The sequence below is a fragment of the Rhodococcus sp. IEGM1339 genome (genome assembly GCF_050321925.1).
In the GTDB taxonomy this organism is placed as follows: Bacteria; Actinomycetota; Actinomycetes; order Mycobacteriales; family Mycobacteriaceae; genus Rhodococcus; species Rhodococcus pyridinivorans.
The window spans coordinates 139,601-164,335 of sequence record NZ_JBNQFT010000006.1 but is presented as its reverse complement, the minus strand read 5'-3'; the positions used below and the strand labels follow the sequence as shown (position 1 = coordinate 164,335).

Annotated in this window: 20 protein-coding genes, 3 tRNA genes, 1 rRNA gene and 1 pseudogene; 12 read left to right on the top strand and 13 right to left on the bottom strand. The window is 67.1% G+C overall.

Annotated elements, in window-relative coordinates:
• Nucleotides 1-77 (bottom strand): 16S ribosomal RNA (locus tag ACQR3U_RS09680); the annotation flags it as partial.
• 634 nt (nt 78-711) lie between these two features.
• Between ACQR3U_RS09680 and ACQR3U_RS09675 the strand changes: the two genes are divergently transcribed.
• Nucleotides 712-1,857, top strand: coding sequence for a DNA cytosine methyltransferase (locus tag ACQR3U_RS09675; protein ID WP_006553523.1), 1,146 nt, complete (start codon nt 712-714; stop codon nt 1,855-1,857).
• An 11-nt stretch (nt 1,858-1,868) separates the two neighbouring features.
• Nucleotides 1,869-2,318, top strand: a complete 450-nt coding sequence (locus tag ACQR3U_RS09670; RefSeq protein ID WP_064062009.1) for a very short patch repair endonuclease — start codon at nt 1,869-1,871, stop codon at nt 2,316-2,318.
• A gap of 30 nt (nt 2,319-2,348) precedes the next feature.
• Here ACQR3U_RS09670 and ACQR3U_RS09665 read toward each other — a convergent pair whose 3' ends face one another.
• Complete coding sequence (locus tag ACQR3U_RS09665) at nt 2,349-3,497, bottom strand: acyl-CoA dehydrogenase family protein (protein ID WP_064062008.1); 1,149 nt, start codon at nt 3,495-3,497, stop codon at nt 2,349-2,351.
• Complete coding sequence (locus ACQR3U_RS09660; RefSeq protein WP_230810419.1) at nt 3,497-4,729, bottom strand: acyl-CoA dehydrogenase family protein; 1,233 nt, start codon at nt 4,727-4,729, stop codon at nt 3,497-3,499. The genes ACQR3U_RS09665 and ACQR3U_RS09660 overlap by 1 nt, the downstream gene beginning before the upstream one ends.
• 379 nt (nt 4,730-5,108) lie before the next feature.
• Between ACQR3U_RS09660 and ACQR3U_RS09655 the strand changes: the two are divergent.
• A pseudogene (locus ACQR3U_RS09655) lies at nt 5,109-5,746 on the top strand (LLM class flavin-dependent oxidoreductase).
• Nucleotides 5,747-6,067: 321 nt separating this feature from the next.
• Here ACQR3U_RS09655 and ACQR3U_RS09650 read toward each other — a convergent pair.
• The 3 genes from ACQR3U_RS09650 to ACQR3U_RS09640 form a co-directional block, all read right to left on the bottom strand.
• A complete protein-coding gene (locus tag ACQR3U_RS09650) occupies nt 6,068-6,856 on the bottom strand; it encodes a RelA/SpoT domain-containing protein (RefSeq protein WP_230810418.1) in 789 nt (262 codons plus the stop codon).
• A gap of 198 nt (nt 6,857-7,054) precedes the next feature.
• Nucleotides 7,055-7,127: transfer RNA gene (locus tag ACQR3U_RS09645), tRNA-Arg, on the bottom strand.
• Between the two features lie 37 nt (nt 7,128-7,164).
• Nucleotides 7,165-7,256, bottom strand: a tRNA-Ser gene (locus ACQR3U_RS09640).
• 148 nt (nt 7,257-7,404) lie between these two features.
• Between ACQR3U_RS09640 and hisC the strand changes: the two genes are divergently transcribed.
• Both hisC and ACQR3U_RS09630 read left to right on the top strand, forming a co-directional pair.
• Nucleotides 7,405-8,484 (top strand): histidinol-phosphate transaminase, encoded by a 1,080-nt coding sequence (gene hisC / locus ACQR3U_RS09635; protein ID WP_230810417.1) that lies wholly within the window; start codon nt 7,405-7,407, stop codon nt 8,482-8,484.
• A 100-nt stretch (nt 8,485-8,584) separates the two neighbouring features.
• Nucleotides 8,585-10,282, top strand: coding sequence for a bifunctional metallophosphatase/5'-nucleotidase (locus ACQR3U_RS09630; protein WP_230810416.1), 1,698 nt, complete (start codon nt 8,585-8,587; stop codon nt 10,280-10,282).
• 21 nt (nt 10,283-10,303) lie between these two features.
• Here the strand turns inward: ACQR3U_RS09630 and ACQR3U_RS09625 are convergent, their stop codons facing one another.
• Both ACQR3U_RS09625 and ACQR3U_RS09620 read right to left on the bottom strand, forming a co-directional pair.
• Complete coding sequence (locus ACQR3U_RS09625; protein ID WP_039584726.1) at nt 10,304-11,302, bottom strand: alpha/beta hydrolase; 999 nt, start codon at nt 11,300-11,302, stop codon at nt 10,304-10,306.
• A gap of 175 nt (nt 11,303-11,477) precedes the next feature.
• Nucleotides 11,478-13,319 carry an NAD(P)/FAD-dependent oxidoreductase gene (locus ACQR3U_RS09620; protein WP_230810415.1) on the bottom strand — a complete coding sequence of 614 codons (1,842 nt, stop codon included), beginning with the start codon at nt 13,317-13,319 and terminating at the stop codon, nt 11,478-11,480.
• A gap of 147 nt (nt 13,320-13,466) precedes the next feature.
• Here ACQR3U_RS09620 and ACQR3U_RS09615 point away from each other — a divergent pair, with 147 nt between their 5' ends.
• The 3 genes from ACQR3U_RS09615 (at nt 13,467) to ACQR3U_RS09605 (ending at nt 15,984) form a co-directional block, all read left to right on the top strand.
• Nucleotides 13,467-14,729: a helix-turn-helix domain-containing protein gene (locus tag ACQR3U_RS09615; RefSeq protein ID WP_230810414.1), complete on the top strand. Its 1,263-nt coding sequence runs from the start codon at nt 13,467-13,469 to the stop codon at nt 14,727-14,729.
• Nucleotides 14,730-14,810: 81 nt separating this feature from the next.
• Nucleotides 14,811-15,209 carry a flavodoxin domain-containing protein gene (locus ACQR3U_RS09610; protein WP_006553498.1) on the top strand — a complete coding sequence of 133 codons (399 nt, stop codon included), beginning with the start codon at nt 14,811-14,813 and terminating at the stop codon, nt 15,207-15,209.
• Nucleotides 15,210-15,240: 31 nt separating this feature from the next.
• Nucleotides 15,241-15,984, top strand: coding sequence for an MBL fold metallo-hydrolase (locus tag ACQR3U_RS09605; protein WP_039584724.1), 744 nt, complete (start codon nt 15,241-15,243; stop codon nt 15,982-15,984).
• A 245-nt stretch (nt 15,985-16,229) separates the two neighbouring features.
• On the opposite strand, the gene ACQR3U_RS09600 is transcribed toward ACQR3U_RS09605, so the two are convergent.
• Together ACQR3U_RS09600 and ACQR3U_RS09595 are read right to left on the bottom strand one after the other, a co-directional pair.
• Nucleotides 16,230-16,317 (bottom strand) — tRNA-Ser (locus ACQR3U_RS09600).
• A 51-nt stretch (nt 16,318-16,368) separates the two neighbouring features.
• The gene (locus ACQR3U_RS09595; protein WP_006553483.1) at nt 16,369-16,839 is read right to left on the bottom strand and encodes a MarR family winged helix-turn-helix transcriptional regulator; all 471 of its coding nucleotides are present in this window, start codon (nt 16,837-16,839) and stop codon (nt 16,369-16,371) included.
• Nucleotides 16,840-16,958: 119 nt separating this feature from the next.
• On the opposite strand from ACQR3U_RS09595, the gene ACQR3U_RS09590 reads away from it, so the two are divergent.
• A complete protein-coding gene (locus ACQR3U_RS09590) occupies nt 16,959-17,945 on the top strand; it encodes an NAD(P)H-quinone oxidoreductase (RefSeq protein ID WP_230810413.1) in 987 nt (328 codons plus the stop codon).
• Here the strand turns inward: ACQR3U_RS09590 and ACQR3U_RS09585 are convergent.
• Entirely contained in the window at nt 17,942-19,141 is a 1,200-nt protein-coding gene (locus tag ACQR3U_RS09585) for a cysteine desulfurase-like protein (protein ID WP_230810412.1), read from the bottom strand. The genes ACQR3U_RS09590 and ACQR3U_RS09585 overlap by 4 nt on opposite strands.
• 146 nt (nt 19,142-19,287) lie before the next feature.
• Between ACQR3U_RS09585 and ACQR3U_RS09580 the strand changes: the two genes are divergently transcribed.
• The 3 genes from ACQR3U_RS09580 (at nt 19,288) to glfT1 (ending at nt 21,684) form a co-directional block, all read left to right on the top strand.
• Nucleotides 19,288-19,872, top strand: a complete 585-nt coding sequence (locus ACQR3U_RS09580) for a bacterial proteasome activator family protein (protein ID WP_230810411.1) — start codon at nt 19,288-19,290, stop codon at nt 19,870-19,872.
• Between the two features lie 77 nt (nt 19,873-19,949).
• Entirely contained in the window at nt 19,950-20,801 is an 852-nt protein-coding gene (wzt, locus tag ACQR3U_RS09575) for a galactan export ABC transporter ATP-binding subunit Wzt/RfbE (RefSeq protein ID WP_085989319.1), read from the top strand.
• Nucleotides 20,794-21,684: a galactofuranosyltransferase GlfT1 gene (gene glfT1 / locus ACQR3U_RS09570; RefSeq protein ID WP_016692663.1), complete on the top strand. Its 891-nt coding sequence runs from the start codon at nt 20,794-20,796 to the stop codon at nt 21,682-21,684. Before wzt ends, glfT1 begins: the two co-directional genes overlap by 8 nt.
• A 12-nt stretch (nt 21,685-21,696) precedes the next feature.
• On the opposite strand, the gene ACQR3U_RS09565 is transcribed toward glfT1, so the two are convergent.
• Entirely contained in the window at nt 21,697-22,185 is a 489-nt protein-coding gene (locus ACQR3U_RS09565; protein ID WP_006553477.1) for a hypothetical protein, read from the bottom strand.
• Nucleotides 22,182-24,641 (bottom strand): molybdopterin oxidoreductase family protein, encoded by a 2,460-nt coding sequence (locus ACQR3U_RS09560; protein ID WP_230810410.1) that lies wholly within the window; start codon nt 24,639-24,641, stop codon nt 22,182-22,184. Before ACQR3U_RS09560 ends, ACQR3U_RS09565 begins: the two co-directional genes overlap by 4 nt.
• Between the last annotated feature and the right edge of the window lie 94 nt (nt 24,642-24,735).

Below are 24,735 nucleotides of genomic sequence, written 5' to 3'. Positions count from 1 at the left end.
GGGCTTCATCGTTCGACTTGCATGTGTTAAGCACGCCGCCAGCGTTCGTCCTGAGCCAGGATCAAACTCTCCGTTGAAGACTCACAATCACCCCCAAAAGGGGCAATCAGTCAAAGACAAAAGAGTCAAATCACTAGCAAAAAAACTCAAACTAGCTCAAACACTGGACCACCGCAGACGGAAGAATGCGATGTCCAGCAACAACCACCCACAAAAGTGAAGTGGCCGCACCAAATATTATTTGGCACTGACATTCATCGGCACACTGTTGAGTTCTCAAAGAACACGCACACACCATCACGCCCCGGACTGACGTCCGACCCGCTCTGAGGCAACTGTTCCAGTCTACTTCCTCATCCTCACGAACGCAAGTCCGTGTGGTTTTCGGAACCAGGGGCGGCTCGAAACCTTACCAGAAGGTTCGTAGCCATCACATTCGCAGGCGCCTTCGTCCAACCTCGTTGTCCCGTTCCTCTCGGCCCGGGTCGGTGTCCGTGTCGCTCTGACCTGGAATAAGCTACGCGAACATCTCCCAGAACACCAAATCGCCAGTTCAATGGCTGTTTCGATGGCCCGTAGCCCTTCACCGGAGGGGTAGGACGACCCCTCCATCGTGGTGCTCGTCGCGTCCGCTCACGGATCGTCCTACTTCTCGAGTAACGTTCACCGTTGAGCTGAGCGAGGAAGGGTGCCGTGACGTCGACGGGGAACATGGTGGGGTTGTTCGCCGGTATCGGCGGTCTGGAGCTCGGACTCGGGCGACACGGGTGGAACACCGAACTCCTCTGCGAGATCGAGCCGGGTGCTCAGGCAGTACTACGTACGCGCTTCCCCGGCGTTCCGCTTCATCCGGACGTCACGCGTCTCCGCTCTCTCCCCCGCGATACGGAACTGGTCGCCGCAGGCTTCCCGTGCCAGGACCTCTCCCAGGCCGGACGCACGGCCGGCATCACGGGATCGAAGTCCGGGCTCGTCGACGAAGTGTTCCGTCTCGTGAAGCGTAAGAACGGCCCGCGCTGGCTCGTCGTCGAGAACGTTCCCTTCATGCTGCAGCTCGGTCGCGGTGCGGCGATGCGTCACATCACCGACGCTCTCGAGGAGCTCGGCTACATGTGGGCCTACCGCGTCGTCGATGCCCGCGCCTTCGGTCTCCCCCAGCGTCGGCACCGCGTCCTGATGGTTGCCTCTCGTACGGACGATCCCCGCACGGTGTTGTTCGGCCAGGACGCCGGCATGCCCATGGAGGGCAATCCCGATCTGTTCCCCTGCGGCTTCTACTGGACCGAGGGGGTGCGCGGTCTCGGATGGGCAGTCAACGCCGTGCCCACGCTCAAGGGCGGTTCGACGCTCGGTATCGCCAGCCCTCCGGCCGTGCGACTGCCGTCCGGTGAGATCGTCACCCCCGGCCTGACCGATGCGGAGAGACTCCAGGGCTTCGACGCCGATTGGACGGCTCCTGCCGTCGAGGCGCCCGGCGTCCGTGCCGGACACCGGTGGCGTCTGGTCGGCAATGCCGTCAGCGTGCGGATGGCGTCGTGGGTGGGCCACCGTCTGAACAACCCGATCGCGTACAGCTCCGACCACGAGACCCCGCTGCTTCCGGGCGACACGTGGCCGACCGCCGCGTGGGGCGCCCGCGGACAGGCGTTCCGCGTGCACGAGTCGCAGTGGCCCGTCCAGGCTCCCTACGAGGACCTCGGCGGTTTTCTCCTCGACGCCCGTCTGCTGTCGGCGCGGGCGACGGCAGGATTCCTCCGACGCGCACGCTCCGGCAACCTGCGCTTCCTGCCCGGATTCCTCGAGGACGTCGAGAACCACCTCGAACGCATGGGTGGCTTCCCGCGAGTGGCGGCCTGAAAGACACCGTGATGGCGGCGTCGGATCGGCCCGGGACGGATCCGCGTACGAGTGCGCGGATGAGCCGGCAACGCCGACGCGACACCGTTCCCGAAGTGGCGTTGCGCAAGGAACTGCATCGCCGGGGGCGGCGGTTCTTCGTCGACCGCGCTCCTCTGCCGGGGATGCGACGCCGGGCCGACCTCGTCTTCCCTCGTCGTCGGGTCGCGGTCTACGTGGACGGCTGCTTCTGGCACAGCTGCCCGCAGCATGCGACGTTCCCGAAGAACAACGCCGAGTGGTGGGTGGCCAAGCTCGCTGCCAACGTGCAGCGCGATCGGGACACCGATGCGCGCTTGCAGGCCGCGGGCTGGGCGGTGGTGCGGGTGTGGGAGCACGAGGATCCCGTCGTCGCCGCGACGCGCGTGGAGGATGCTCTGTCGGCTCCGCCGGAAACGGATACAGGGCCGGCGCAGGGGTGATCCTCCGCACCGGCCCCTGGACCGATCCGATCAGCCCTTCGTGAGCTGTGCGTACCGGGCGACGTGCTGTTCGGCGGTGCCGAACTCGTACTCGATCGCGGTCAGTCGCTTGAAGTAGTGCCCGACGGCGAGTTCCTCCGTCATGCCCATGCCGCCGTGGAGCTGGACGGCGTTCTGGCCGACGAAGCGTGCCGCACGGCTGATCGTCGCCTTCGCGGCCGAGACCGCGCGTGCCCGCGTGGCGTCGTCGCTGTCGAGATGAAGAACGGCCAGGTAGACGGCGGACACCGCCTGCTCGACCTCCATGTACATGTCGACCATGCGGTGCTGGAGTGCCTGGAAGCTGCCGATGGGCTGACCGAACTGCTGACGCTGCTTGGCGTACTCGACGGTGTCGGTGAGCACCTTGCGCATCAGACCCACGGCTTCGGAGGACACGGCGGCGGTCGCCTCGTCGATGCCGCGCGAGACGGACGGCCATGCGCTGCCCTCCTCGCCGAGCAACGAGTCGGCGGGCAGTCGCAGACCCGAGAAGACGATGTCGGAGGCGCGTCGGTCGTCGATCGTGCGGTAGGAGTGGATCTCCACACCGGTCGGCGGGTTCGTGGGGTCGAAGTCGACGAGGAACAGCGAGATGCCGTCGGTGTCGGTGCGCTCGCCCGACGTGCGGGCGGTGACGAGCAGGTGCGTTGCGAGCGGAGCGCTGGTGATGACGGTCTTCTCACCGTCGACGACCCACTCGTCGCCCTCGCGACGCGCGGTGGTGGACACGTCGTGGAAGACGTATCCGGAGGTGGGCTCGGTCGCGGCGAACGCCGTGACGGCTTCACCGGCAGCGATCGCCTCGAGGACGGACCGGGCTCGATCGACCCCTGCACGACCGAGCAGCCCGCCCCCGAGGACGACCGTGTCGACGTACGGTTCGATGACGAGTGCGTGCCCGAGCGCCTCGGACACCACCATCAACTCGACCGGTCCGCCGCCCATCCCCCCTACCTCTTCCGGGAGCGTGGCCCCGAGGATTCCGAGATCCTCGGCGAATGCCCGCCACACCTCCGGTTGCCAACCTTCGCCGGTGGTCGCGACCTTCCGGCTTTGCGCCAGGTCGTAGCGACCGGCGAGGAACTTGGTGACCGAATCACGAAGGAGCTCCTGCTCCTTGCTCAAACCGAAATCCATCAGAGCCCCAATGCTGCTTTGGCGAGAATGTTTCGCTGGATCTCGTTGCTGCCGGCGTAGATCGACCCGGCGCGGTCGTTGAAGTAACGCAGCGGCGCGACGGCCTGCCATTCCTCACCGCTGACGTAACCGTCGGCGGGCGGCACGTAGTCGGCCACCGGACCGCCGGGCGCGGTGATGTGCGGCTGGTAGACCCGGCCGCGCGGACCGGCCGCCTCGAGGGTCAGCTGGGTGATCGTCTGACTGAGTTCGGTGCCCAGGATCTTGAGCATCGACGACGCGGGGCCGGGGTTCTTGCCCGCGGATAACGCTGCAAGAGTGCGGTATTCGAGGATCTCGAGTACGTCGGTGCGGATACGTGCCTCGGCGAGCTTGGCGGAGAACGCCGGATCGTCGATGAGCCTGCCACCCGACGGACCGGGCTGTTCGGCGGCTTCCTCGGCGATTCGTTCGGCCATGACCTGCAGGGCCGGCGCTGCCGCCGCTCCCCCGCGTTCGAAGACGAGCAGGTATTTCGCGACGGTCCAGCCGTCGTCGATTCTCCCGAGCACGTTCTTCTTCGGGACGCGCACACCGTCGAAGAAGACCTGGTTCTGCACTTCCTCACCGGACGTCATGACCAGAGGGCGGATCTCGATGCCGGGCGAGGTCATGTCGATGAGCAGGAAGGTGATGCCCTGCTGCTTGCGACCGGTCTTCGACGTGCGCACGAGCGCGAACATCCAGTTCGCCTCGGTGGCGTGCGTGGTCCAGATCTTGCTGCCGGTGACGATCAGGTCGTCGCCGTCGTCGACCGCCGCCATGCTGAGCGAGGCGAGGTCGGAGCCGGCCTCGGGCTCGGAGTAGCCCTGACAGAAGAAGACCTCACCTGTGAGGATCCGGGGCAGGAAGTAGCTCTTCTGTTCTTCGGTGCCGTAGGCGACGATCGCGTGCGCGACCATGCGGATGCCCATCGGCGACAGGTTCGGGGCGCCCGCGAGGATCGACTCGCGGCTGAAGATGTAGTGCTGCGTCTGCGTCCAGTCGCATCCGCCGTACTCGACCGGCCAGGCCGGCGCCGCCCAACCACGCTCATGGAGGATGCGCTGCCACTCCATGCTCGCTTCGTGGTCGGAGTACACGCTCGTCGCGAGTCGGCCGGCCCGCCGCAGTTCGGGCGTCAGCTTCTCCTCGAGAAACGATCGCACCTCGTCTCTGAAGGCGGCGTCGGCTTCTGACCACGCAAGTTCCATGTCTTCTCCCCGCAGAGCGCGACCGCCGTTGCCGGACCGTCGTGCGAATTGTCGTTAACTTTTCGAGAGTGGTACGAAATCTACTTCCGCCCCAGCGGGCTCGTCAATAGACGGATTTCACCCGCGGTACCGGCAAGATCTCCGACCGGGGACGCGAACGATCGAGTCCCCGACTCCGGGTGGAGCGTCCACTCGCAACGAAGACGGAACGTTCACTCGTAGCGCAGGAACCGGAGACGGTGGCGTTTCACCTCATGATTGCGGTCACACATTCTGATAGAACCTTGTTCTTGAGAATGTAAACGTCACTCTTTCACCGTCGGCGGGCATCGAGAATTCGGAGGGCATTCGAGTGAAGTTCTGGAGCGGGACCGCATTCATGAAGACCGCGGAGATGCCGACCGTCGCCCGCATGCTCGACGACGCCGGGTTCCACGGCCTGCTCGTCTCGGACCACCTGATCTACCCGAAGGAGTTGAAGACGGTCCATCCCGGGCACGAGAGCGGCAAGCCGTTCTGGTCGCCGGAGACCGAGTGGCCCGACGCCTGGGTGCTCATCGGAGCGATGGCCGCCGTGACGAAGAACCTGCACTTCGGCAATAACGTCTACATCGCGCCGTCCCGGCCGATCCTCGAGGTCGCCAAGCAGGTGGGCACCGCCGCCACGATCGCCGGGGCTCGGGTCTCCATCGGACTGTCCGCGGGATGGATGCGCGAGGAGTTCGAACTGCTCGGCCAGGACTTCGACAATCGCGAGCCCCGGCTGAACGAGATGATCCGGGCGCTGCGCGAACTGTGGAAGGGAGGATGGGTCTCGTTCGGGGCGAGTACTACGACATCCCCGAGATGACCATCGAACCCCACCCGCCGAGCCCGGTACCGATCCTGTGCGGTGGTGAATCCGGACCGGCGCTCCGACGTGCCGCGCGCTACTGCGACGGCTGGGTCGACACCGCCGAGCAGTACCGCGCGCCGATCGAGGACTTCGCCGAGCGGATCATCACACAGCTCACGTGAGCGCACCCGGAAAAGCAACCCTCGAACGAGAAAACCCTCACCGGCAGGCCCGGTGAGGGTTCGGTCTGTGTGCCCGAGGGGATCGAACCCTGGCCTGTCAGGCGTTCGCAGCCAGTTCCCGACCCTGAAAGTACCTGGAGTGCGTGCGACGAAGCGTCTCGAGGGAGTCACTCACCAGCGAAACGATCTCCACATCCTTGTCCGTTCGAGACTTCTCGAGCTCGAGACGCCGACGCATAGCAGCACGTCGTCCCTCGACGCCGGGGAATGACGTAACCGTCCGGTCGGCAGTCTTCCGGTTGTACTCGATCACGAAAGCCGTCACTGCTCCATCCCCTTCCGCTGTGCGTCTCGAAGCAGCTTCTCTACATCGTCGAGCATAGTAGAGAGTTCGGCTTCGTCTTCCAGCACCTTGTACCCGATCTCGCGAACCTCTTCGGGCAGATCGTCAAGACTGTTCCATACATAGCCGGAATCAGGAGACATCTCAGCAATCTTGTCCTTCGCCTCTTCGATCAGCCGGATCTGATTCAAGGAGATCTGCTGAAGCTTCGAGGCAATCCCACTCCAACCACCAGACCCCATGACTTGCTCGTACCTGATACTTCGGCCGGCCAAGTCGCCCAACCGTTCGTAAGTGTTCGCCCACTTGCTCTGCAGTTGTGTACGAACTTGAACCTCGGCCATCGCACGCCGAAGCTTCAGATGGACGTGAACGGCACGGTAACCGTTGTGGTGATCGACACGTAGATCTTTCACTGCCTTTACGGGGTCCATCCCGAAGGCCCGAGCGATGGCATCAGCGACTCTGTCCTGCTCATGCAGCGTCATCTCGGCGTCCACTCGGACGCCGGCAATATCAACGATATTGCTCAGAGGTCCAGAGGACAGGCGGACCAGCTTGTCACGGAGCGTGTCGATCGTCTTCGCTCGATAAGTGATGTCCACCTCGGAGTATGAATAAGGCAAGATCGTCTTCCACGGCAGAGCATGGACGATGCTGTGGACCTCTGCCGCCAGCTCGTCGTACCAAATCATGACGTCGTCGTAGTCGGGAGCGCCCTCCGGTGTCGCGACATTGTCACGAAGGCACTGGGCAAGAATCTCCATCTGCCTGTTGGACCATGGCCGATCTTGCACACACCCTCCTGTAGTCCGAGGAGTCACGCGCCGTCCCTCACGGAGTGAAGATAGCCACAAAGATGTCGATGAACTCGGTCAGCGAGCCGTGTCGATTCTGTGTCGTGGCGACTCCGTAACCAGATACGAGAAAACCCTCACCGGAGTACCGGCGAGGGTTTTCGTGTGTGCGCCCGAAGGGATTCGAACCCCTAACCTTCTGATCCGTAGTCAGATGCTCTATCCGTTGAGCTACGGGCGCATGTGTATTCAATTGTCGTTGGTGAGGCTACACCAACTGGCGGAGGCGAGAGGATTTGAACCTCCGGTCCCCGGTAAGGGGGACAACTCATTAGCAGTGAGTCCCATTCGGCCGCTCTGGCACGCCTCCTCGGGGATTCGATGCTCTCGAACCGCCGGATCGAAACATTACACATGCCCCGCGGGGAAACGCAAAACGCCTGGTCAGAGAGGCGCAGACCGGCGTTACTCGCCATCCTGCCGACACGGCGCCGAACGTCGGGGCGCATAATCACCACGTGACTCCACGGACCCGCCCCGACCTCGAATCGATCCCCGCCTACGTTCCGGGCCGCTCGTTCCCCGGTGCGGTGAAGCTCGCCAGCAACGAGACGACCATCGGTCCGCTCCCCAGCGTCCGGGAGGCGATCGCCGACGCTGCCGCCGGCCTCAACCGCTACCCCGACAACAGCGCGACGGAGCTCATCGCGGCACTGTCGGAACGACTCGGCGTCCCGACCGAGCAGATCGCCGTGGGCTGCGGATCGGTGAGCCTGTGCCAGGAGCTCGTGCAGATCACGTGCGATGCGGGCGACGAGGTGATCTTCGCGTGGCGGTCGTTCGAGGCGTACCCGATCATCGCGGCCGTCGCCGGCGCGACCGCCGTGCGCGTCCCGAACACCGCGGACCACGGTCACGACCTGAAGGCCATGCTCGCCGCGATCACCGACCGCACGCGGCTGATCTTCGTGTGCAATCCCAACAATCCCACCGGGTCGCTGCTGGGCAAGGAGGAGCTCGCGCAGTTCCTCGACGCCGTCCCCGAGCACATCGTCGTCGCCCTCGACGAGGCGTACTTCGAGTACGTCCGCCCCGAGCCCGGTGAGGATCTGGCCGACGGTCTCGAGCTCGCGGAGGGTCGCCGCAACGTCGTCGTGCTCCGCACCTTCTCCAAGGCCTACGGTCTCGCCGGTATCCGTGTCGGATACGCGGTCGCCGACCCGTCCGTCGTGACGGCGCTGAGCAAGGTCCACACCCCATTCTCCGTGAACTCGCTCGCCCAGACGGCTGCCGTGGCCTCGCTCGCCGCCGCGACCGAGTTGCTCGCGCGCACCGAGGGCGTCGTCGCCGAGCGGGAACGGGTCCACGCGGCACTCGTCGAGGCCGGCTACGCGGTGCCCACGAGTGCCGCGAACTTCCTCTGGCTGCCGCTGGGTGAACGCTCCGCCGCGTTCTTCGAAGCCGCAGCGGAGGCCGGCGTGGTGCTCCGCAACTTCACGGGCGAGGGCACCCGGGTGACGATCGGCGACCCGCATGAGAACGACCTCTTCCTCGACTTCGCAACCGGGCAGGGACGGGCACTCGCCGGCATCGGCTGATCCTGTGACGAGACCCAACCGTTATAGCTGGGTATCGGTGGCGTGATCCGGCCCTGACAGACTCGGGCGGTCGGATCGGGTCGGGTGGCGGAGGAACTGCATGGGGGCAGGCAAGGTGCGGCGCGCCCTGTCGGCCTGCGCAGTCGTCGGCTCACTGGTCGCCTTCGGTGGTGCGGCACCTGCCGGAGCCGCGCCGACGAGCACAATCCCCTCGAACGCCGTCCCGCTCCGGGTGATCGCATTCGGCGACCTGCACGGAAATCTGCTGCCCCCGCAGGGACTGCACGGCGAGGTCGTCCGGTCGGACGGCGTCTCGGTCCTCGCGGGGGGTGCGGCCTATCTCGCCGCCTACGTCCGGCAGCTCAGGGAACAGGCCGACAACTCCGTGCTCTACGCCGTGGGCGACACGTGGGGTTCGTCGCCGCTCGAGTCGGGCCTGTTCCACGACGAGCCGACCATCGCCCTGCTCGACGAACTCGATCTCACCGCCGCGACCCTCGGCAACCACGAACTCGACCGCGGCTACGCCGAACTCGAGCGACTGCGGGACGGCGGTTGCCACCCGAAGGAAGGGTGCCTCTACACCGAACCGTTCGAGGGCGCGAACTTCCCGATCCTCGGCGCCAACCTCACCACGACGGACGGCACACCGGCCGCACTCCCCTACAGCATCGACTACGTCGACGGACTGCCCGTGGGCGTCATCGGTGTCGTGCCGAGCAACACCCCCGACATCATCCGGCCCGACGCGATCGCGGGACTGCAGTTCGAGGACGAGATCGCCGCTGTCAACCGCACCGCCGACAGCCTCGGTGCGCTCGGCGTCCGTTCGATCGTGGTGCTCTACAAGGGCGACATCGGGGCCATCGACGGCGACGATCCGTGTCCGAGCGGGGACGACGGAGCGGCGGCGATCGCGACGTCCGTCTCCCCTGACGTGGACCTCATCGTCACCTCCGACGGCGACCGGCACTTCAACTGCACCTACACCGACCCGGCGGGCAGGCCGCGCACCGTCGTGCAGGGTGCTTCGCACGGGCGCATCCTGTCGGTCGCCGACCTCGTCATCGACCGGCAGAGCCGGGAGGTGCTGCGCGACCGAACCGTCGTGTTCACGCAGGTCGTCACGCACGACATCGATCCGGATCCGACCACTCTCGAGTTCGTCGACCGGGCAGTCGAGAAGTCGGCGGAGGTCGCGAACCGGTCCATCGCGCGCATCGGCGCCGACGTCACGCGCAGCGAGAGCCCGAGCGGAGAGTCGGCGCTGGGCAATCTGGTGGCCGACGCACAACTCGCGGCGACGCGGCATCTCGGCGCGCAGATCGCGCTGATGAACCCCGGCGGACTCCGCGGCGACCTCCTCGCCGGCGACGGCACCGTCTCGTACCGGGAGACCTACGCCGTGCAGCCCTTCGGGAGCATGCTGCAGGTGCTCGACCTCACCGGAGCCCAACTCGACGTGCTGCTCGAGCAGCAGTTTCAGGACAGCCCGGTCGGCTCGGAGGTCGAACGCATCCTGGCGCCCTCGCACAATCTGACCTACACGCTCGACCGCCTGGCGCCGCGCGGCGAACGGATCCGTTCGATCACGATCGACGGCGAGGCCGTCGACCCCGAGCGTGTGTACAAGGTCGTGATGAACAACTTCCTGGCCGGCGGCGGAGACGGTTTCACCGTGTGTACGGAAGCGCACGGACTGGTCGGCGCGGGCAAGGATCTCGACGCCCTCAACAACTATCTGGCGACCCGCTCACGCGTGGAGCCGCCGGCTGTCGACCGCATCCGCCTCCACTGAGACGGTGCCGTCGACGCGCGATCAGCGGAGTCGGAGTGCGTCGGCGAGGGTCGGCCACGCGGCCTTGATGTCGTCCTGCCAGTAGCCCCACGAATGCGTGCCCCACGGGCGGTAGACGACCTGCGCGGGGATACCGAGTTCGCGGAGGCGACGGTCGTAGGTGACGGTGCACACGAAGGTGCCGATCTCGAGCGGCGCGCCGACGGTGAGCACGTCCTGACCGGCGCCGAGATCGTGCGGGCCGAGCAGGCCGTTGCCGGTGCTGAGGAAGACCTCCTTGCCGCGCAGCTTCTCGGCGTGCAGGTAGGAGTCGTGCTCCTCCCATCGGGCGTCGTCGGGCGGTCCCCACATGTTGTCGGGGTTGCCGCCCTTGTACGCGACGGTTCCGCGGACGGTGTCGCGGGAGCGGTCGCTGGAGGTGTCGTAGCAACCGCTGAGCGCCGCGACTCCCTGGTAGAGGTCGGGATTGCGGGTGATCAGGGACATCGCCCCGGTGGCGCCCATCGACAGGCCCGCGACGGCGTTGGTGCCGTTGCCGTCGAACTCGGCGTCGATCAGCGGGGGTAGTTCCTCAGTCAGGAAGGTCTCCCACTTGTTGATCCCGAGCACGGGGTCGGGGTTGTTCCAGTCGGTGTAGTAGCTCGCGGTGCCACCCACGGGAAGGACGACGTTGGTGTTCTTGTCGGCGAAGAACTCCGCGATGTCGGTGCGTTGGGTCCACGTGCTCTCGCGGAATTCGGACTCCTCGCCGGCGCTGACGCCGTCGAGCAGGTAGAGGGTGGGGCGCGGCCCCGCCGAGGCCGGGTGCAGCACCTGCACCGGCACGACCCGGTTCATCGCGGCCGAGTGGACGAACAGCTTCGTCTGCCTGTCGCCGACCCGCTCGACATGGTCGATCCTGGCCGACACCGGCTGCACGTGCGCCGGTTGTGCATGGATCGGTTGGGCATGGGCGATCGTCGTGCCGGAGACCGGCACCATCAGGGCCACCGCTACAGCCGCCGCGCGTCGCTTCACCATCGAACTCCCCGTCCCCCGACGACCTGCAGTGATCTCACAGTCACTACCTGTACCTGGTCAAGCGGACCTGCACGCGACCCTAATATTCACGCTCCTATTCGTGACGAATCGGAGGATCCACGGCCGCGTCGCCCCCGCCGGGCGGCGGGAGCGACGCGTGGGAGAGCTGTGTCGGTCAGCGGAGGTGGTGCACCTCCTGCAACCCGTAGACCGGGGTCGGGAGGCCCTCGTAACGCGCCTTGAGTTGCAGCGCCAAGTAGAGCGAGTAGTGCCGCGACTGGTGCAGGTTGCCGCCGTGGAACCACAGGCCCTCCTGCTGCGTGGGCTTCCACATGTTGCGCTGCTCACCCTCCCAGGGGCCGGGGTCCTTGGTGGTGTCGGAGCCCAGGCCCCAGCACTTGCCCACCTTGTCGGCGACCTCCTGCGAGATCAGGTCGGCGACCCAGCCGTTCATCGAGCCGTAGCCGGTCGCGTAGACGACGAGATCGGCCTCGAGTTCGGTGCCGTCCTCGAGGATCACCGACGTCTCGGTGAGTTCGCGGACGTTGCCGTGGGCGAGCTTGATGTCGCCGTTCGCGACGAGTTCCGAGGCACCGACATCGATGTAGTAGCCGGATGCGCGACGCAGGTACTTCATGAACAGGCCCGAACCGTCGTCACCCCAGTCGTGCTGGAAGCCCGCCTTCTCGAGCCGGTCGTAGAACTCGGCGTCGCGTTCGCGGATCTTCTCGTAGATGGGGATCTGGAACTCGTGCATGATCCGGTACGGCAGGGACGCGAAGGTCAGGTCGGCCTTCTGGGTGGTGACGCCGGCGGCGAGGGCCCGCTCGGAGTACAGGTCGCCGAGACCGAGATCCATCAGCGAATCGGACCGGACGATGTGCGTCGACGAGCGCTGCACCATGGTGACGTCGGCGCCCACCTCCCACAGGGCACCGCAGATGTCGTGGGCACTGTTGTTGGCACCGATCACGACGGCCTTCTTGCCGACGTAGGCGTCCGGACCCGGGTGAGCGCTGGAGTGGTGCTGCTCGCCGCGGAACAGGTCCATGCCGGGGAAGTCGGGGATGTTCGGCTTACCCGACATGCCGGTCGCGATGACGAGCTGCTTCGGCCGGAGGACCACCGGTTCGCCGTCGCGCAGGACGTTGACGGTCCATTCGCCCGTTGCCTCGTCGTAGCTCGCGGAGGTGCACTCCGACTTCGACCAGTAGGGGACCTCCATCACCTTCGTGTACATCTCGAGCCAGTCCGCGATCTTGTCCTTGGGCGCGAAGACCGGCCAGTTGTCGGGGAACGGCATGTACGGCAGGTGGTCGTACCAGACGGGGTCGTGCAGACACAGCGACTTGTAGCGGCTGCGCCACTGGTCGCCGGGACGGTCGTGCTTGTCGAGCACGATTGCGGGAACACCGAGCTGACGCAGGCGCGCACCGAGCGCGATACCGCCCTGACCACCACCGATGATCACGATGTAGGGCTGACGCGTGTAACCGAGTTCGCGTTCCTCGATCTCGCGCTGCTCCGACCACGTGACCCTCTGCTTGTCGGCGCCGTGCTTCGTGCCGCGGGGACGACGCGTGCCCTTGTTCTCCTCGTATCCCTTCAGCTCCTGCATCGTGGTCAGCAGCGTGAAGGCGCGGTCCTGGCCGCTCTCCTCGTCGCGCTTGAGACGCAGGTGGCCGACGCCGCGACCGACCGCGGTCTCGAACGCGATCCAGGCGCTGAGTACGCCGTCGTCGTCGCTCGCTGGTTCGGTGGTGCGGAAGCCGCTGGGATCGGTGTCGGCGAGTCGCGCGTGCAGCATGTCCGAGACGCCCTCGCGTCCCTCGACGGTCTTGAGGTTCCAGGTGAAGGCGACCAGGTCGCGCCAGAAGGAATCGGTGCCGAACAGGCCCGCAGCGGCGTCGACATCGCGCTGTGCGAGGGCGGTTTCGAAAGCTCGCAACCAGGCGTCGACGCGTTCGTCGGGCGTCGCGGTGCCGGAGGTCGTGGGCTTGTCGAGGGTGTCGGTCATGGTGAGTCCTTTCCCGTGGTGATGTGATCCAGGACACTCCCCGTGGCCGGTTCCCCGCAAGCGTTGCGTCACGTTGCACGGCGCCCCACTTGTGGCGCAGCACACATTTGCCACCTATGCTCCGAGGACGACGACGAAGAGGAGACCGTGACCACGTTCAGCGCGATCGCGCCCGGCACCGACCTGTCGCGCTACGCGCGCGAGTTGACGCGGATGCACGACGCGGTCATCGGCGGCGCCCGGTCACCCATGCGACCCCGTCCGCTCGTGTCCCGTTCGTGGCAGCGCGTGCTCGACGCGGGCCTCGATCCCACCGGCACCAACGAACGCAGCCGGCTGCCCGTCGCGGAGATCGAGCGACGTCGCCGCGCGTCCGCCCTCTCCGCGGTGATCGGCGATCTCGAGCAGGTCATCACACCCGTCGCCGACGCCTCGCATCTGCTGCTGGTGGTGACCGACGCCGACGGCGTGATCCTCTGGCGCAGCGGTTCGGCACCGATCCGGTCACGCGCCGACGCCCTCGGTTTCCGGGAGGGAACTGTGTGGACGGAGTCGACCGTCGGCACGAACGCCATCGGCACGGCGCTCGCGGAGGCCGCGCCCGTGCAGTTGTTCTCGGGTGAACACTTCGAGACGACCCAGCATCCCTGGTACTGCACCGCTGCGCCGATCCACGATCCGATCCGCGGCGACCTGCTGGGCATCGTCGACGTCAGCGGTCCCGCGCTGACCCTGCACCCGGCCATCATCGCCCTCGTCGACACCGCCGTCCGGCTCGCCGAAGCACAACTGTGGCGACGGCACGAGGTGCGACTCGAACGGCTGCGCACCGAGGCTGCTCCGTTGCTGTCGTCGACGCGGGGACCGGTGCTGCTCGTCGACGAGGACGGCTGGGTCGCGCACGCCTCCGGTATCGCCGCCGAGCGGGTCGCGGTTCCGCGGCACGCACGCCCACTGACAGTTCCCGGTATGGGACTGTGTGTGCCCGAGCGGCTTTCGCACGGCTGGCTGATCCGCGGCGCGGCCTCGTCGTCGCGCATGCGGATGGTGCTGCACGTGTCGTCGTCGCCCACAGTGGAGGTCTTCGGGGACGACGACTCGTGGCACAGCATCGTCACCGCACGCCAGGCCGAGATCCTGCTGTTGCTGCACGAGCGCGGCCCGGACGGCATGACGGTCGCAGCGCTCAGCCGGGCCCTCTACGGGGACGACGACCATGCCGTGTCGGTCCGCGCCGAGGTGTCGCGACTGCGACGCGCGATCGGGGACGTGATCGAGAGCAAGCCCTACCGGCTCGCCACCACCGTCGACCTGTCGCTGGATCTCGGTGCGGACGAACGCCTCGCCGACTCCGAGTTCGTCCGCCGGTCGGGGGCGCCGGGGGTGCGGGCACTCGGCGTCTACCGCTGACACGGCCGGGGGCATGTTTCCGCCCCTCGGGGACCGGGAACGCACCAGTGAACCCAAGTCGCCGAACATGCTGGAGACACAATGACCGTTCTCGTCGTCACGGACAGCCCCGAAGGTCCGGCACAGAAGATCGCCCGGCTCGTCGCCGACGCGCTGGGAGAGCGGGACATCGACGTCACCGTCGGTGACACCTCCGATCTCGAGCGGTCGGAAGAGTTCGAGGGCGTCGTCTTCGGAGGCGAGGTCGACGCCGGCGAGTACTCGCCCGACACCGTCGAACTGTTGTCGTCGCGGGCCTCCGGGCTGAGTCAGCAGCTCGTGTGGTTGTTCGCGGTGGGCGACGAAAGCACCGAGGACACAACGGATCTGGTGTCCGAACTCGCCGCGCTCGACTACCGGTCGTTCAGTCCGTCCGCAGGCGAGGACGAGGTGCGGTCGTGGGCCGCCTTCATCGCCGACGAGATCGACGGACACAGCTGAACCCGCACGTTCACCCGAGCGAAGGGCCACCATGCTCCACACGGATGTCGCACCGGGCGTGCATCGCCTCGCGCACGCCGACGTCAACGTCTACCTGATCGAGGACGACGCCGGAGTGACCGTCGTCGACACGGGACTACCCGCGACCGCTGGTCGCATCGAAGAGGCGATCTCACGCATCGGTCGCCGGATCGACGACGTGCAGGGAGTCGTCCTCACGCACGCCCACTTCGATCACGTCGGGTCGGCGAAGCGGCTGCGTGAACGGTGGCGGGTTCCGGTATGGGCGCATCGCGACGAGAAGTTCCTCGCCGCCCACCCCTATCGCTACCAGCACGAACGCAACCGGCTGCTCTATCCCGTTCGATATCCCGCCTGCATCCCCGTTCTCGCCCGGATGACCGTGGCCGGTGCGCTGTGGGTGCGCGGGGTCCACGACGTGACGCTCTTCCAGGACTCCCAACCGCTCGACCTGCCGGGCCGCCCCGTCCCCCTGCACACACCCGGCCACACCTACGGGCACTGTGCGCTGCATCTCCCGGACCGCGACACCGTGATCGTCGGCGACGCCATCGTCACCCTCGATCCGTACACGGGCAGGCACGGTCCGCAGATCGTCTCGGGTGCGGCGACCGCCGACAGCAGGACGGCCCTCGCCTCGCTGGCGGCCATCGCCGGCACCGGCGCGAAGCACGTCCTCGTCGGCCACGGTGAGCCCTGGCACGACGGTGCGGCCGCGGCCGTGGAACGAGCAGTGTCCGCCGGACCGAGCTGACAGATGTGATCGGTCCACGGGAACCGGGGACATGCCCGCACGGCGCGGGCACACCGGCCGCATGAATGCTCTCGGTGCCACTCTTCTGACCGGCGTCGCCGACCCGAAGCTCGAGGCTTTCTCACGGTTCGACGGAAGCTGGGGACGAGGGGCGCACCTGGATCCTCGAGGAGAAGATGGTCGCCACCCGGCGGTAGAAACGAGAAGAGGCTCCGACTCCCTGACGGGTTCCGGAACCTCTTCCGTGGCGGAAGCGGAGGGATTTGAACCCCCGTTGGTGTTACCCAAGCTCGCTTTCAAGGCGAGTGCATTCGGCCGCTCTGCCACGCTTCCGTGGCAGATCCTAACCGCTCCGCGCAAGCAGGGCATAACCGATTCGCGACCTCAGCGGTCGGCCAGAGTGTGCTCGACGCGCGCGAAGACCCGCGCCAGCATGTCGAGCTCGTCGGCCGACAGCAGGTCGATGAGGTAGTTGCGCACGTCGTCGACGTGGGTGGGGGCGGCCTCCGCCAGACGCCGCCTGCCTTCGTCGGTGATGGTGGCGAGCACACCGCGACCGTCGTCGGGGCACGAGCTGCGCACGACCATCTTCTCCTGCTCCATCCGCCGGATCTGATGGGTGAGCCGGCTGCGTGAGGAGAGCACGCCGTCGGCGAGATCGCTCATGCGCAGGGCGCCCTCGGGGGCTTCGGAGAGCATGACCAGGATCCGATATTCCGCCAGCGACAGGTCGTGTCGGTCGTTGAGAGACCGACTGAGGGCGCTCATGAGACGGTTGTTGCCGTCCATGTAGAGACGCCAGGCCTCCTGCTCCTTTGCGGTCAGCCACTTGGGTTCGTCTCGTTCGCTGGTCACGCCGGGAGTGTAATGCCGACGGCCCGATCCGGTTACCGCACGGTAGCTTCGAGCAGGTGAGCGCGCGGCGAGCGGCGTGATCGTCTCCTCACTGCCCCGCACGCGATAGCGTCGAACACATGTATGCAATCGTCGCCACCGAACCCGGTGGTCCAGAAGTTCTCCGGTGGACCGAGCAGCCCGACCCGGACCTGCCTCCCGGGCACGTACTTCTCGATGTCGCGGCGACCGCGGTCAACCGCGCCGACCTGCTGCAACGGCGCGGCCTCTACCCGCCGCCCCCGGGGGCGAGCGACATCCTGGGCCTCGAATGCTCCGGAGTGATCTCCGAACTCGGCGAGGGTGTGACGGGCTGGAACATCGGCGACAAGGTCTGTGCCCTCCTCACCGGTGGCGGTTACGCCGAGAAGGTCGCGGTCCCTGCCTCCCAGCTGCTGCCCGTCCCGAAGGGCATGGACATCGCGGTCGCCGCGTCGCTTCCCGAGATCGCGTGCACGGTGTGGTCGAACGTCGTGATGACCGCCGGCCTGAAGCGCGGCGACGTCCTGCTCGTCCACGGTGGCGGCGGAGGCATCGGCACACATGCCATCCAGGTGGGCAAGGCGCTCGGCGCGAAGGTGGCGGTGACGGCCTCGGCCGGCAAACTCGACCGCTGCCGCGAACTCGGCGCCGACCTGGCGATCGACTACCGCGAACAGGACTTCGTCTCCGAGGTGCGCACTGCCTTCGGTGGCGCCGACGTGGTGCTCGACAACATGGGTGCGAAGTACCTGTCCCGGAACATCGACGTCCTCGCTCCGGACGGACGGCTCGTCGTCATCGGCATGCAGGGTGGCACGAAGGGTGAACTGCACCTCGGCAAGTTGCTCGCCAAGCGCGGTCACGTCATCGCGACCGGTCTGCGCGGCCGTCCGGACTCGGGGCCGTCGGGCAAGAGCGCGATCATCGACTCCGTGCGCGCCGATCTGTGGCCGCTCATCGAGCAGGCGAAGGTCCATCCCGTCGTGCACGCCGAGCTGCCGATCACCGAGGCGGCACAGGCGCACGAACTGCTCGACAGCCCCGAGACCGTCGGGAAGGTCGTGCTGCGGATCGAACGGAACTAGAGGTTGCGGAGCTCACGGACGAGCTGATCGACCTCGAAGCTCGTGGTGTAGGGGGCGAGGCCGATGCTCACCGCTCCCCCTTCGTCGCTGACGCCGAGGGAGTCGAGGAGCCGGCTCGATCCGCGGGTGCTCGCCACCGTCGCGATGCGGCGGTCGGCAAGATGCGCGGCGACCTTCTCGGCCGGGACCCCGTCGACGGTGAAGCTGAGGGTGGGGACGCGGCTCGACGCGCGGCCGAGCACGATCACGCCGGTGAGACTGTCGAGCTGTCGCATCAGACGGTCGAACAGCACGTCCTGGTAGTTCTGCATCGAGCTGATCGAGATGTCGAGACGCTCGCGGCGCGAGCCGGTGGCGTCGTCGTCCAGTGAGGCCATGAAGTCGATGGACGCGGGGATACCGGCGAGCAGACCGAACTGGTGACCGCCCACCTCGAGGCGTTCGGCGCCGCGCGCGTGCGGGTTCAGCGACATGGCCGGAACCCGTTCGAGATGCGCGGGGTCGGAGAAGACGAGCGCACCGATCTGCGGGCCGCCCCACGAGGCGATGTCGACGGTGATGACGTCGGCGCCGAGATCGTCGATGTCGACGTGGGCGTAGGGGGCAGCGCCCGCGGCGTCGACGACCATGAGCCCACCGACCTCGTGGACGAGATCCGCGACGACCCGCACGTCGGGCGCGGTGCCGACGATCGACGACGCCGCGGTGAGCGCGACGAGCCGGGTGGTGGGCGTGACGAGTTCCTCGTACTGCCAGGTGGGCAGCTCGCACGTCTCGATCTCGACCTCGGCCCAGCGCACCTGCGCGCCGTAGCGGCTCGCGACCCGCAACCAGGGAGCGATGTTCGCCTCGTCGTCGAGCCGTGAGAGCACCATGCCGGTGCCGAGCCCGAGGCGGGAACTGAGTGCTTCGGCGAGCCAGGCGAGCAACACCGCGTGGCTCGGGCCCAGGACGACCCCGTCCGGATCGGCACCCACGAGTTCCGCGACCGCGACGCGCGCCTCCTGGAGGATCGCGGCGCTGCGACGTGACGACAGGTGCCGTCCGGTCGACGACGCGGCCGTGTTGCGGAAGGCAGTGGACACGGTGCGCGACACCACATCGGGGATCTGCATACCGGCCCGTGGATCGAGATGGATCCACCCGTCCCCGAGCGAGGGGATCAACCCCCGGATCCGGGCAACGTCGTAAGCCATGGCAGACACTCTAGGTCCCGATGTCAATGGGACGCGCCGTACCTGCACTCGGCGTTGCCCTCTCGGTAGGCTCGATCGGGGTACCCGGCACTCCGGGTCCCTCGGGTAACCGGGCACCCCCGAGGTGGGAAAGGGAGAATGGAGCCATGACGCATCCGGACAACGACCAGGTTCTCGTGATCGGCCCCGACGGCCGGCCCATCCGTGTCTCCCGCGAGGAGGCGACCCGCGTGGAGGCCGACGGCCGGCCGGAGGAGGAGAAGACCGAGAACGGCGGCGAATCCCTGGCCGACATGGTCGAGCAGCCGGCGAAGGTCATGCGGATCGGCACCATGATCAAACAGCTCCTCGAAGAGGTGAAGGCCGCGCCGCTCGACGACGCCAGCCGCACCCGGCTCAAGGACATCCACCTGTCGTCCATCCGCGAACTCGGTCAGGGCCTCGCCCCCGATCTGCGGGAGGAACTCGAGCGGCTCGCGCTGCCCTTCGGTGAGGACGCGGTGCCCTCCGACGCCGAGCTGCGCATCGCGCAGGCTCAGCTCGTCGGTTGGCTCGAAGGTCTGTTCCACGGCATCCAGACAGCGCTGTTCGCTCAGCAGATGGCGGCTCGTGCCCAGCTCGAGCAGATGCGTCAGGGAGCGCTTCCTCCCGGCGTCGCGCAGGGCGGTCGCGGCCAGAACGATCAATCGTTTCCCGGTCAGACCCACCCCGGAACCGGCCAGTACCTGTAGTCCCACCGGGTACGCCCCGGGACTCGGGTATCGGCGCGACGGGTACGCTCGGGTCCCGTGTCAGCGTCTGGAGCAGCATCGTGAGTCGGGTCAGCATCGAAACGCGCGGCGCGTGCGTCGACTTTCCCATCTTCGACGCCAAGACCCGGTCCTTGAAGAAGGCCTTCCTGGGTAAGGCGGGCGGGGCGATCGGCCGCAACGACTCCGATGTCGTGGTCGTCGAGGCTCTGCGCGACATCACGATGTCGTTGAAGGAAGGCGACCGCGTCGGGCTCGTCGGCCACAACGGTGCCGGCAAGTCCACGCTGCTGCGTCTGCTCTCCGGGATCTACGAGCCCACGCGCGGCCACGCTCGGGTGAAGGGTCGCGTCGCGCCGGTGTTCGACCTCGGCGTCGGCATGGACCCGGAGATCTCCGGCTACGAGAACATCATCATCCGCGGCATGTTCCTCGGGATGAGCCGCAAGCAGATGCTGGCCAAGGTCGACGAGATCGCGGACTTCACCGAGCTCGGCGACTACCTCAACATGCCGCTGCGCACCTACTCGACCGGTATGCGGGTGCGTGTCGCGCTCGGCGTGGTAACCAGCATCGATCCCGAGATCCTGCTGCTCGACGAGGGCATCGGCGCGGTCGACGCGGAGTTCATGAAGAAGGCGCGGGTGCGTCTGCAGGATCTCGTCGCGCGCTCGGGCATCCTCGTGTTCGCCAGCCATTCGAACGAGTTCCTCGCCCAACTGTGCGACCAGGCGATGTGGATCGACCACGGCCAGATCCGCGAGCAGGGCGACATCGAGCACGTGGTGCGCGCCTACGAGGGCGACGAGGCCGGCGATCACGTGCGCACGATCCTCCACGAGCTCGAGCGTGAGCGGATCGCGAAGTCCGCCCCCGACGCCGCGGCCTCGACGGGTTCGAACGGTGGCTGACGAACGGATCATCGGCGTCGTCGTCACACACCGCCGACGCGAACTGCTGGCGGATTCGCTGAAAGTTCTTGCCTCGCAGTCCCGTCCGCTCGACCATCTCGTGGTGGTCGACAACGGCGACGAGGACGCGGTGCGTGAGCTCGTCGACGCGGTGGACCTGCCCACGAGTTATCTCGGCTCGAAGCACAATCTCGGTGGAGCAGGCGGCTTCGCCCTCGGCATCCTGTACGCGCTGTCGCTGGGAGCCGACCGGGTGTGGCTCGCCGACGACGACGGCCGCCCAGAGGGACCGGACGTGCTCGCGACGCTGCTCGACTGCGCGCAACGCAACGGCCTGGCCGAGGTGTCGCCGGTCGTGTGCGACATCGCGCAACCCGACCGCCTCGCCTTCCCGCTGCGTCGCGGTGTGGTGTGGCGGCGGTGGCGGCACGAACTCGGCGACGAGGACCTGTTGCCCGGCATCGCCTCGCTGTTCAACGGTGCGCTCTTCACCGCCGCGGCGATCGACGCGGTGGGTGTGCCCGACCTGCGCCTGTTCGTCCGTGGCGATGAGGTCGAGGTGCACCGGCGTCTCGTCCGCTCGGGACTGCCGTTCGGCACCTGCCTGCAGACGGCCTATCTGCACCCGGACGGTGCCGACGAGTTCAAGCCGATTCTCGGCGGCCGGATGCACACGCAGTATCCGGACAACGACACCAAGCGCTTCTTCACCTACCGCAACCGCGGCTACCTGCTGTCGCAGCCGGGACTGCGCCGGTTGCTGCCCCAGGAATGGGTGCGGTTCGGCTGGTACTTCCTGATCACGCGCCGCGACCCGGCCGGTCTGCGCGAGTGGATCCGGTTGCGCAGACTCGGGCGCGAGGAGAGATTCGAACGCCCCTGACGGTGCCGTCGCTCAGTCGGTGATGACCGTCTGCGCCGCGATCTCCTCGAGTTTCGCGTTCGCCCAGCGCAGTTGGCGCAGGGTCTGCGGATGGCAGCGTTCGGAGAGGGCGAGCAGTTCGCGGTCGCTCAGGGCCTGCGCCGTCTGGGCGAGGATCTCCCAGTCGAGTGAGACCCCCGCCGCCATGCGGTGCACGGTGCGCAGGTCCCGCAGCAGCAGGACGCTCGGGGTGTGTCGGCGTCCGAGCATCTCGCTTCCCTTCCGCCGCACCTCAGCGAGCACCTCGTGGACGCCCTGAGGCTCGTCGTCGAGGTCGAGGTCGTAGTCGTGGCCGGCGCGGGCGAGTTCGCGCACATGCTGCTGCGACCAGCCGGCGATGTCACGCGCAACGTGGAAGATCTCGTGGTCGACCTTGTGCCGGTCCGCCGTGCGCAGCAGTTCGGTCGCCAGGTCGTTCTCCGAGCGGTGCAGTTCGCGGATCGCCAGGGAGACCTTGTTCATCGCGGTCCTCCGTCGTCGAGCGTCTCGGTGATCTCGGCGTCCGGTCCACCCGAGGTGGCGGGCACGCTGCCGGAGACCGGTGCCGAGGCGGTGGTGGTCGGTGCCGCGGACGGCCCGCCCTCGGCGACGGCGACCCGTTCGACGCGCGCGGCGCCCGACTTGAACAGGGGTTGCTTCGACGCCGGGTCCCAGTCGGTGAAGGTCAGTTCGTTGGCCGCGCGCCCCTCGAGCGCCGGTTCGTGGCCCGCCGGGGTGTCCCAGTAGCCGTAGTGGAACGGCAGGAACAGCACCCCGTTCCGGATCCCGCTGATCCGCAACCGCGCGGTGACGTGCCCGCGCGGGGTGTCGATCCGCAGCAGGTCGCCCTCCGACCAGCCGTGCCGCTCGGCGTCGCCCGCCGACATCTCCACCCACACCTCCGGTGCCGCGCGTTGCAGTTGCGGGGCGCGGCCGGTCTTCGTGCGGGTGTGGAAGTGGTAGAGCGTGCGGCCGGTGGTGAGTAGATAGGGATACTCGTCGGAGACCGTCTCGTGCGGGGGAAGATACTCACCCGCCTTGATGATCGCCTTGCCGAAGGGGTTCAGCGCCCGGTACTCGGTGGGTTCGACCGGCGCTCCGGTGACCATGTCCCGTCCGTAGTTCTCGCAGTAGTCCGGTGCGGCCCAGAACTTTCCGCCCTCGTAGAGACGTTCGGTCCCGTCGGGTGCGTCGGCGTTGCACGGCCACTGGATTCCGCTGCCGCCACGTAGTTTTTCGTAGGTGATGCCCGTGTAGTCGCAGGGCCGCCCGGCCGTGCACTCCTTCCACGCCTCGAATGCCTCCTCGGGCGTGGACCACTTCACGAGCGGGTCTCCGTCCTTGTCACGCAGATCGATCCGGCGCGCGTAGTCGACGAAGATGTCGAGATCGGGTCTGGCCTGTCCGGGTGGTTCGACGGCCTTCTCCGACAGGTGCACGGTCCGGTCGGTGTTGGTGAACGTCCCGGTCTTCTCACCCCAGGTCGCAGCGGGCAGGACGACGTCGGCCAGCTGCGCGGTCTCCGACAGGAAGATGTCCTGCACAACGAGGAAAAGCCTGTCCTGGGAGAGGATCTCACGCACCCGGCGCAATTCCGGCAGGGACACCGCCGGGTTCGTCCCGCTCACGTAGAGGAAGCGGATCGAGCCGTCCTCGACGTACCGCATCATCTGCATGAGGTGGGTCGGCGCGGTGTAGTGCGGGATCCGCATCGGATCGATGTTCCACACCCGGGCGAGGTCCTCGACGTGCGATTCGTTGGCCCAGTTGCGGAAGGCCGGCAGGTCGCCGTCGGCGCCGCATTCGCGGGTGTTCTGCGCGGTGGGCTGCCCGTTCATCTGGAGGACTCCGCAACCGGGCCTACCGAGCATGCCGCGCACGAGATGGATGTTGTTCACCTGCACGGCAGCCGCGGTGGCCTGATGGGACTGGTAGAAGCCCTGCAGGACCGTCGAGAGCAGCCGCTCCGCCGTGCCGAGCAGTCGAGCGGTCTCCCGCAGATCCTCGATGGGGACGTCGCAAATCTCGGCGGCCTTCTCGAGGGGATAGTCGTCGAGTTGGGTGCGCAGTTCGTCGAATCCGACGGTGTGGTCCTCGATGTATTTCTCATCGATCCACCCGCGTCGCAGGATCTCGTGCAACAGCCCGTTCATGAGGACGACGTTGGTGCCCGGGCGCGGGGCGAGGTGCACCGTCGCGGCCCGCGCGACCGGCGTCCGCCGCGGATCCACACAGATCACGGCCGGCGGATTCGGTCCGGCGAGCCGATCGAGGACCCGCGTCCATGTCACCGTCTGCGTCTCGGCCATGTTGTGTCCGTAGAGCGCGATGACGTCGGCATGATCGATGTCGGTGTAGGAGCCGGGCTGGCCGTCGCACCCGAAGGACTGTTTGAGGGCGGCTGCCGCCGTCGCTGTACACAGCCTCGTGTTGCCGTCCATGTGGTTGGTGCCGATGCCACCGTGACCGATGAGCGCGAGGGTGTAGTACTCCTCCAGGAACAGCTGCCCGGTGGTGTAGAAGCCGACCGAGCTGGGGCCGCGCTCGTCGAGCAGTTGTTTCGTGCGACCGGCGACGGCATCCATCGCGGTGTCCCAGTCGGTCTCGACGAGTTTGCCGTCGCGGCGGATCAACGGCACGGTGAGCCGGTCCTCCGAGTGGTTCGCCTGCCAGCCGAACAGGTCCTTGGGGTCGAGCCGCCCGTGGTTGACCCGGTCGACGGCGCGTCCGCGCACCCCCACCATCCGCCCGTCCTTGACGGCGATGTCGAGGCCGTCGCCGTTGGAATGCAGGATGGTCGCCGACTGCACCCACCTGTCGACATCGTCCTCGGTCAGTCCGTCGGCGAGATAGGTGTCGACGCGGGTGGGCCAGCGTTGCCCGGGTCCGTAGGGTGTGCGCGAACCCCACGGATCCGCGATGCGATCCACGGTGGTCATGCTCCCGGCGGTACCCGGGGCGAGCAGGAACAAACACTTGCCTGCATCGCCTGTCGATTCCGGCGCAACAATCCGGCAAATCCGACCACGGATG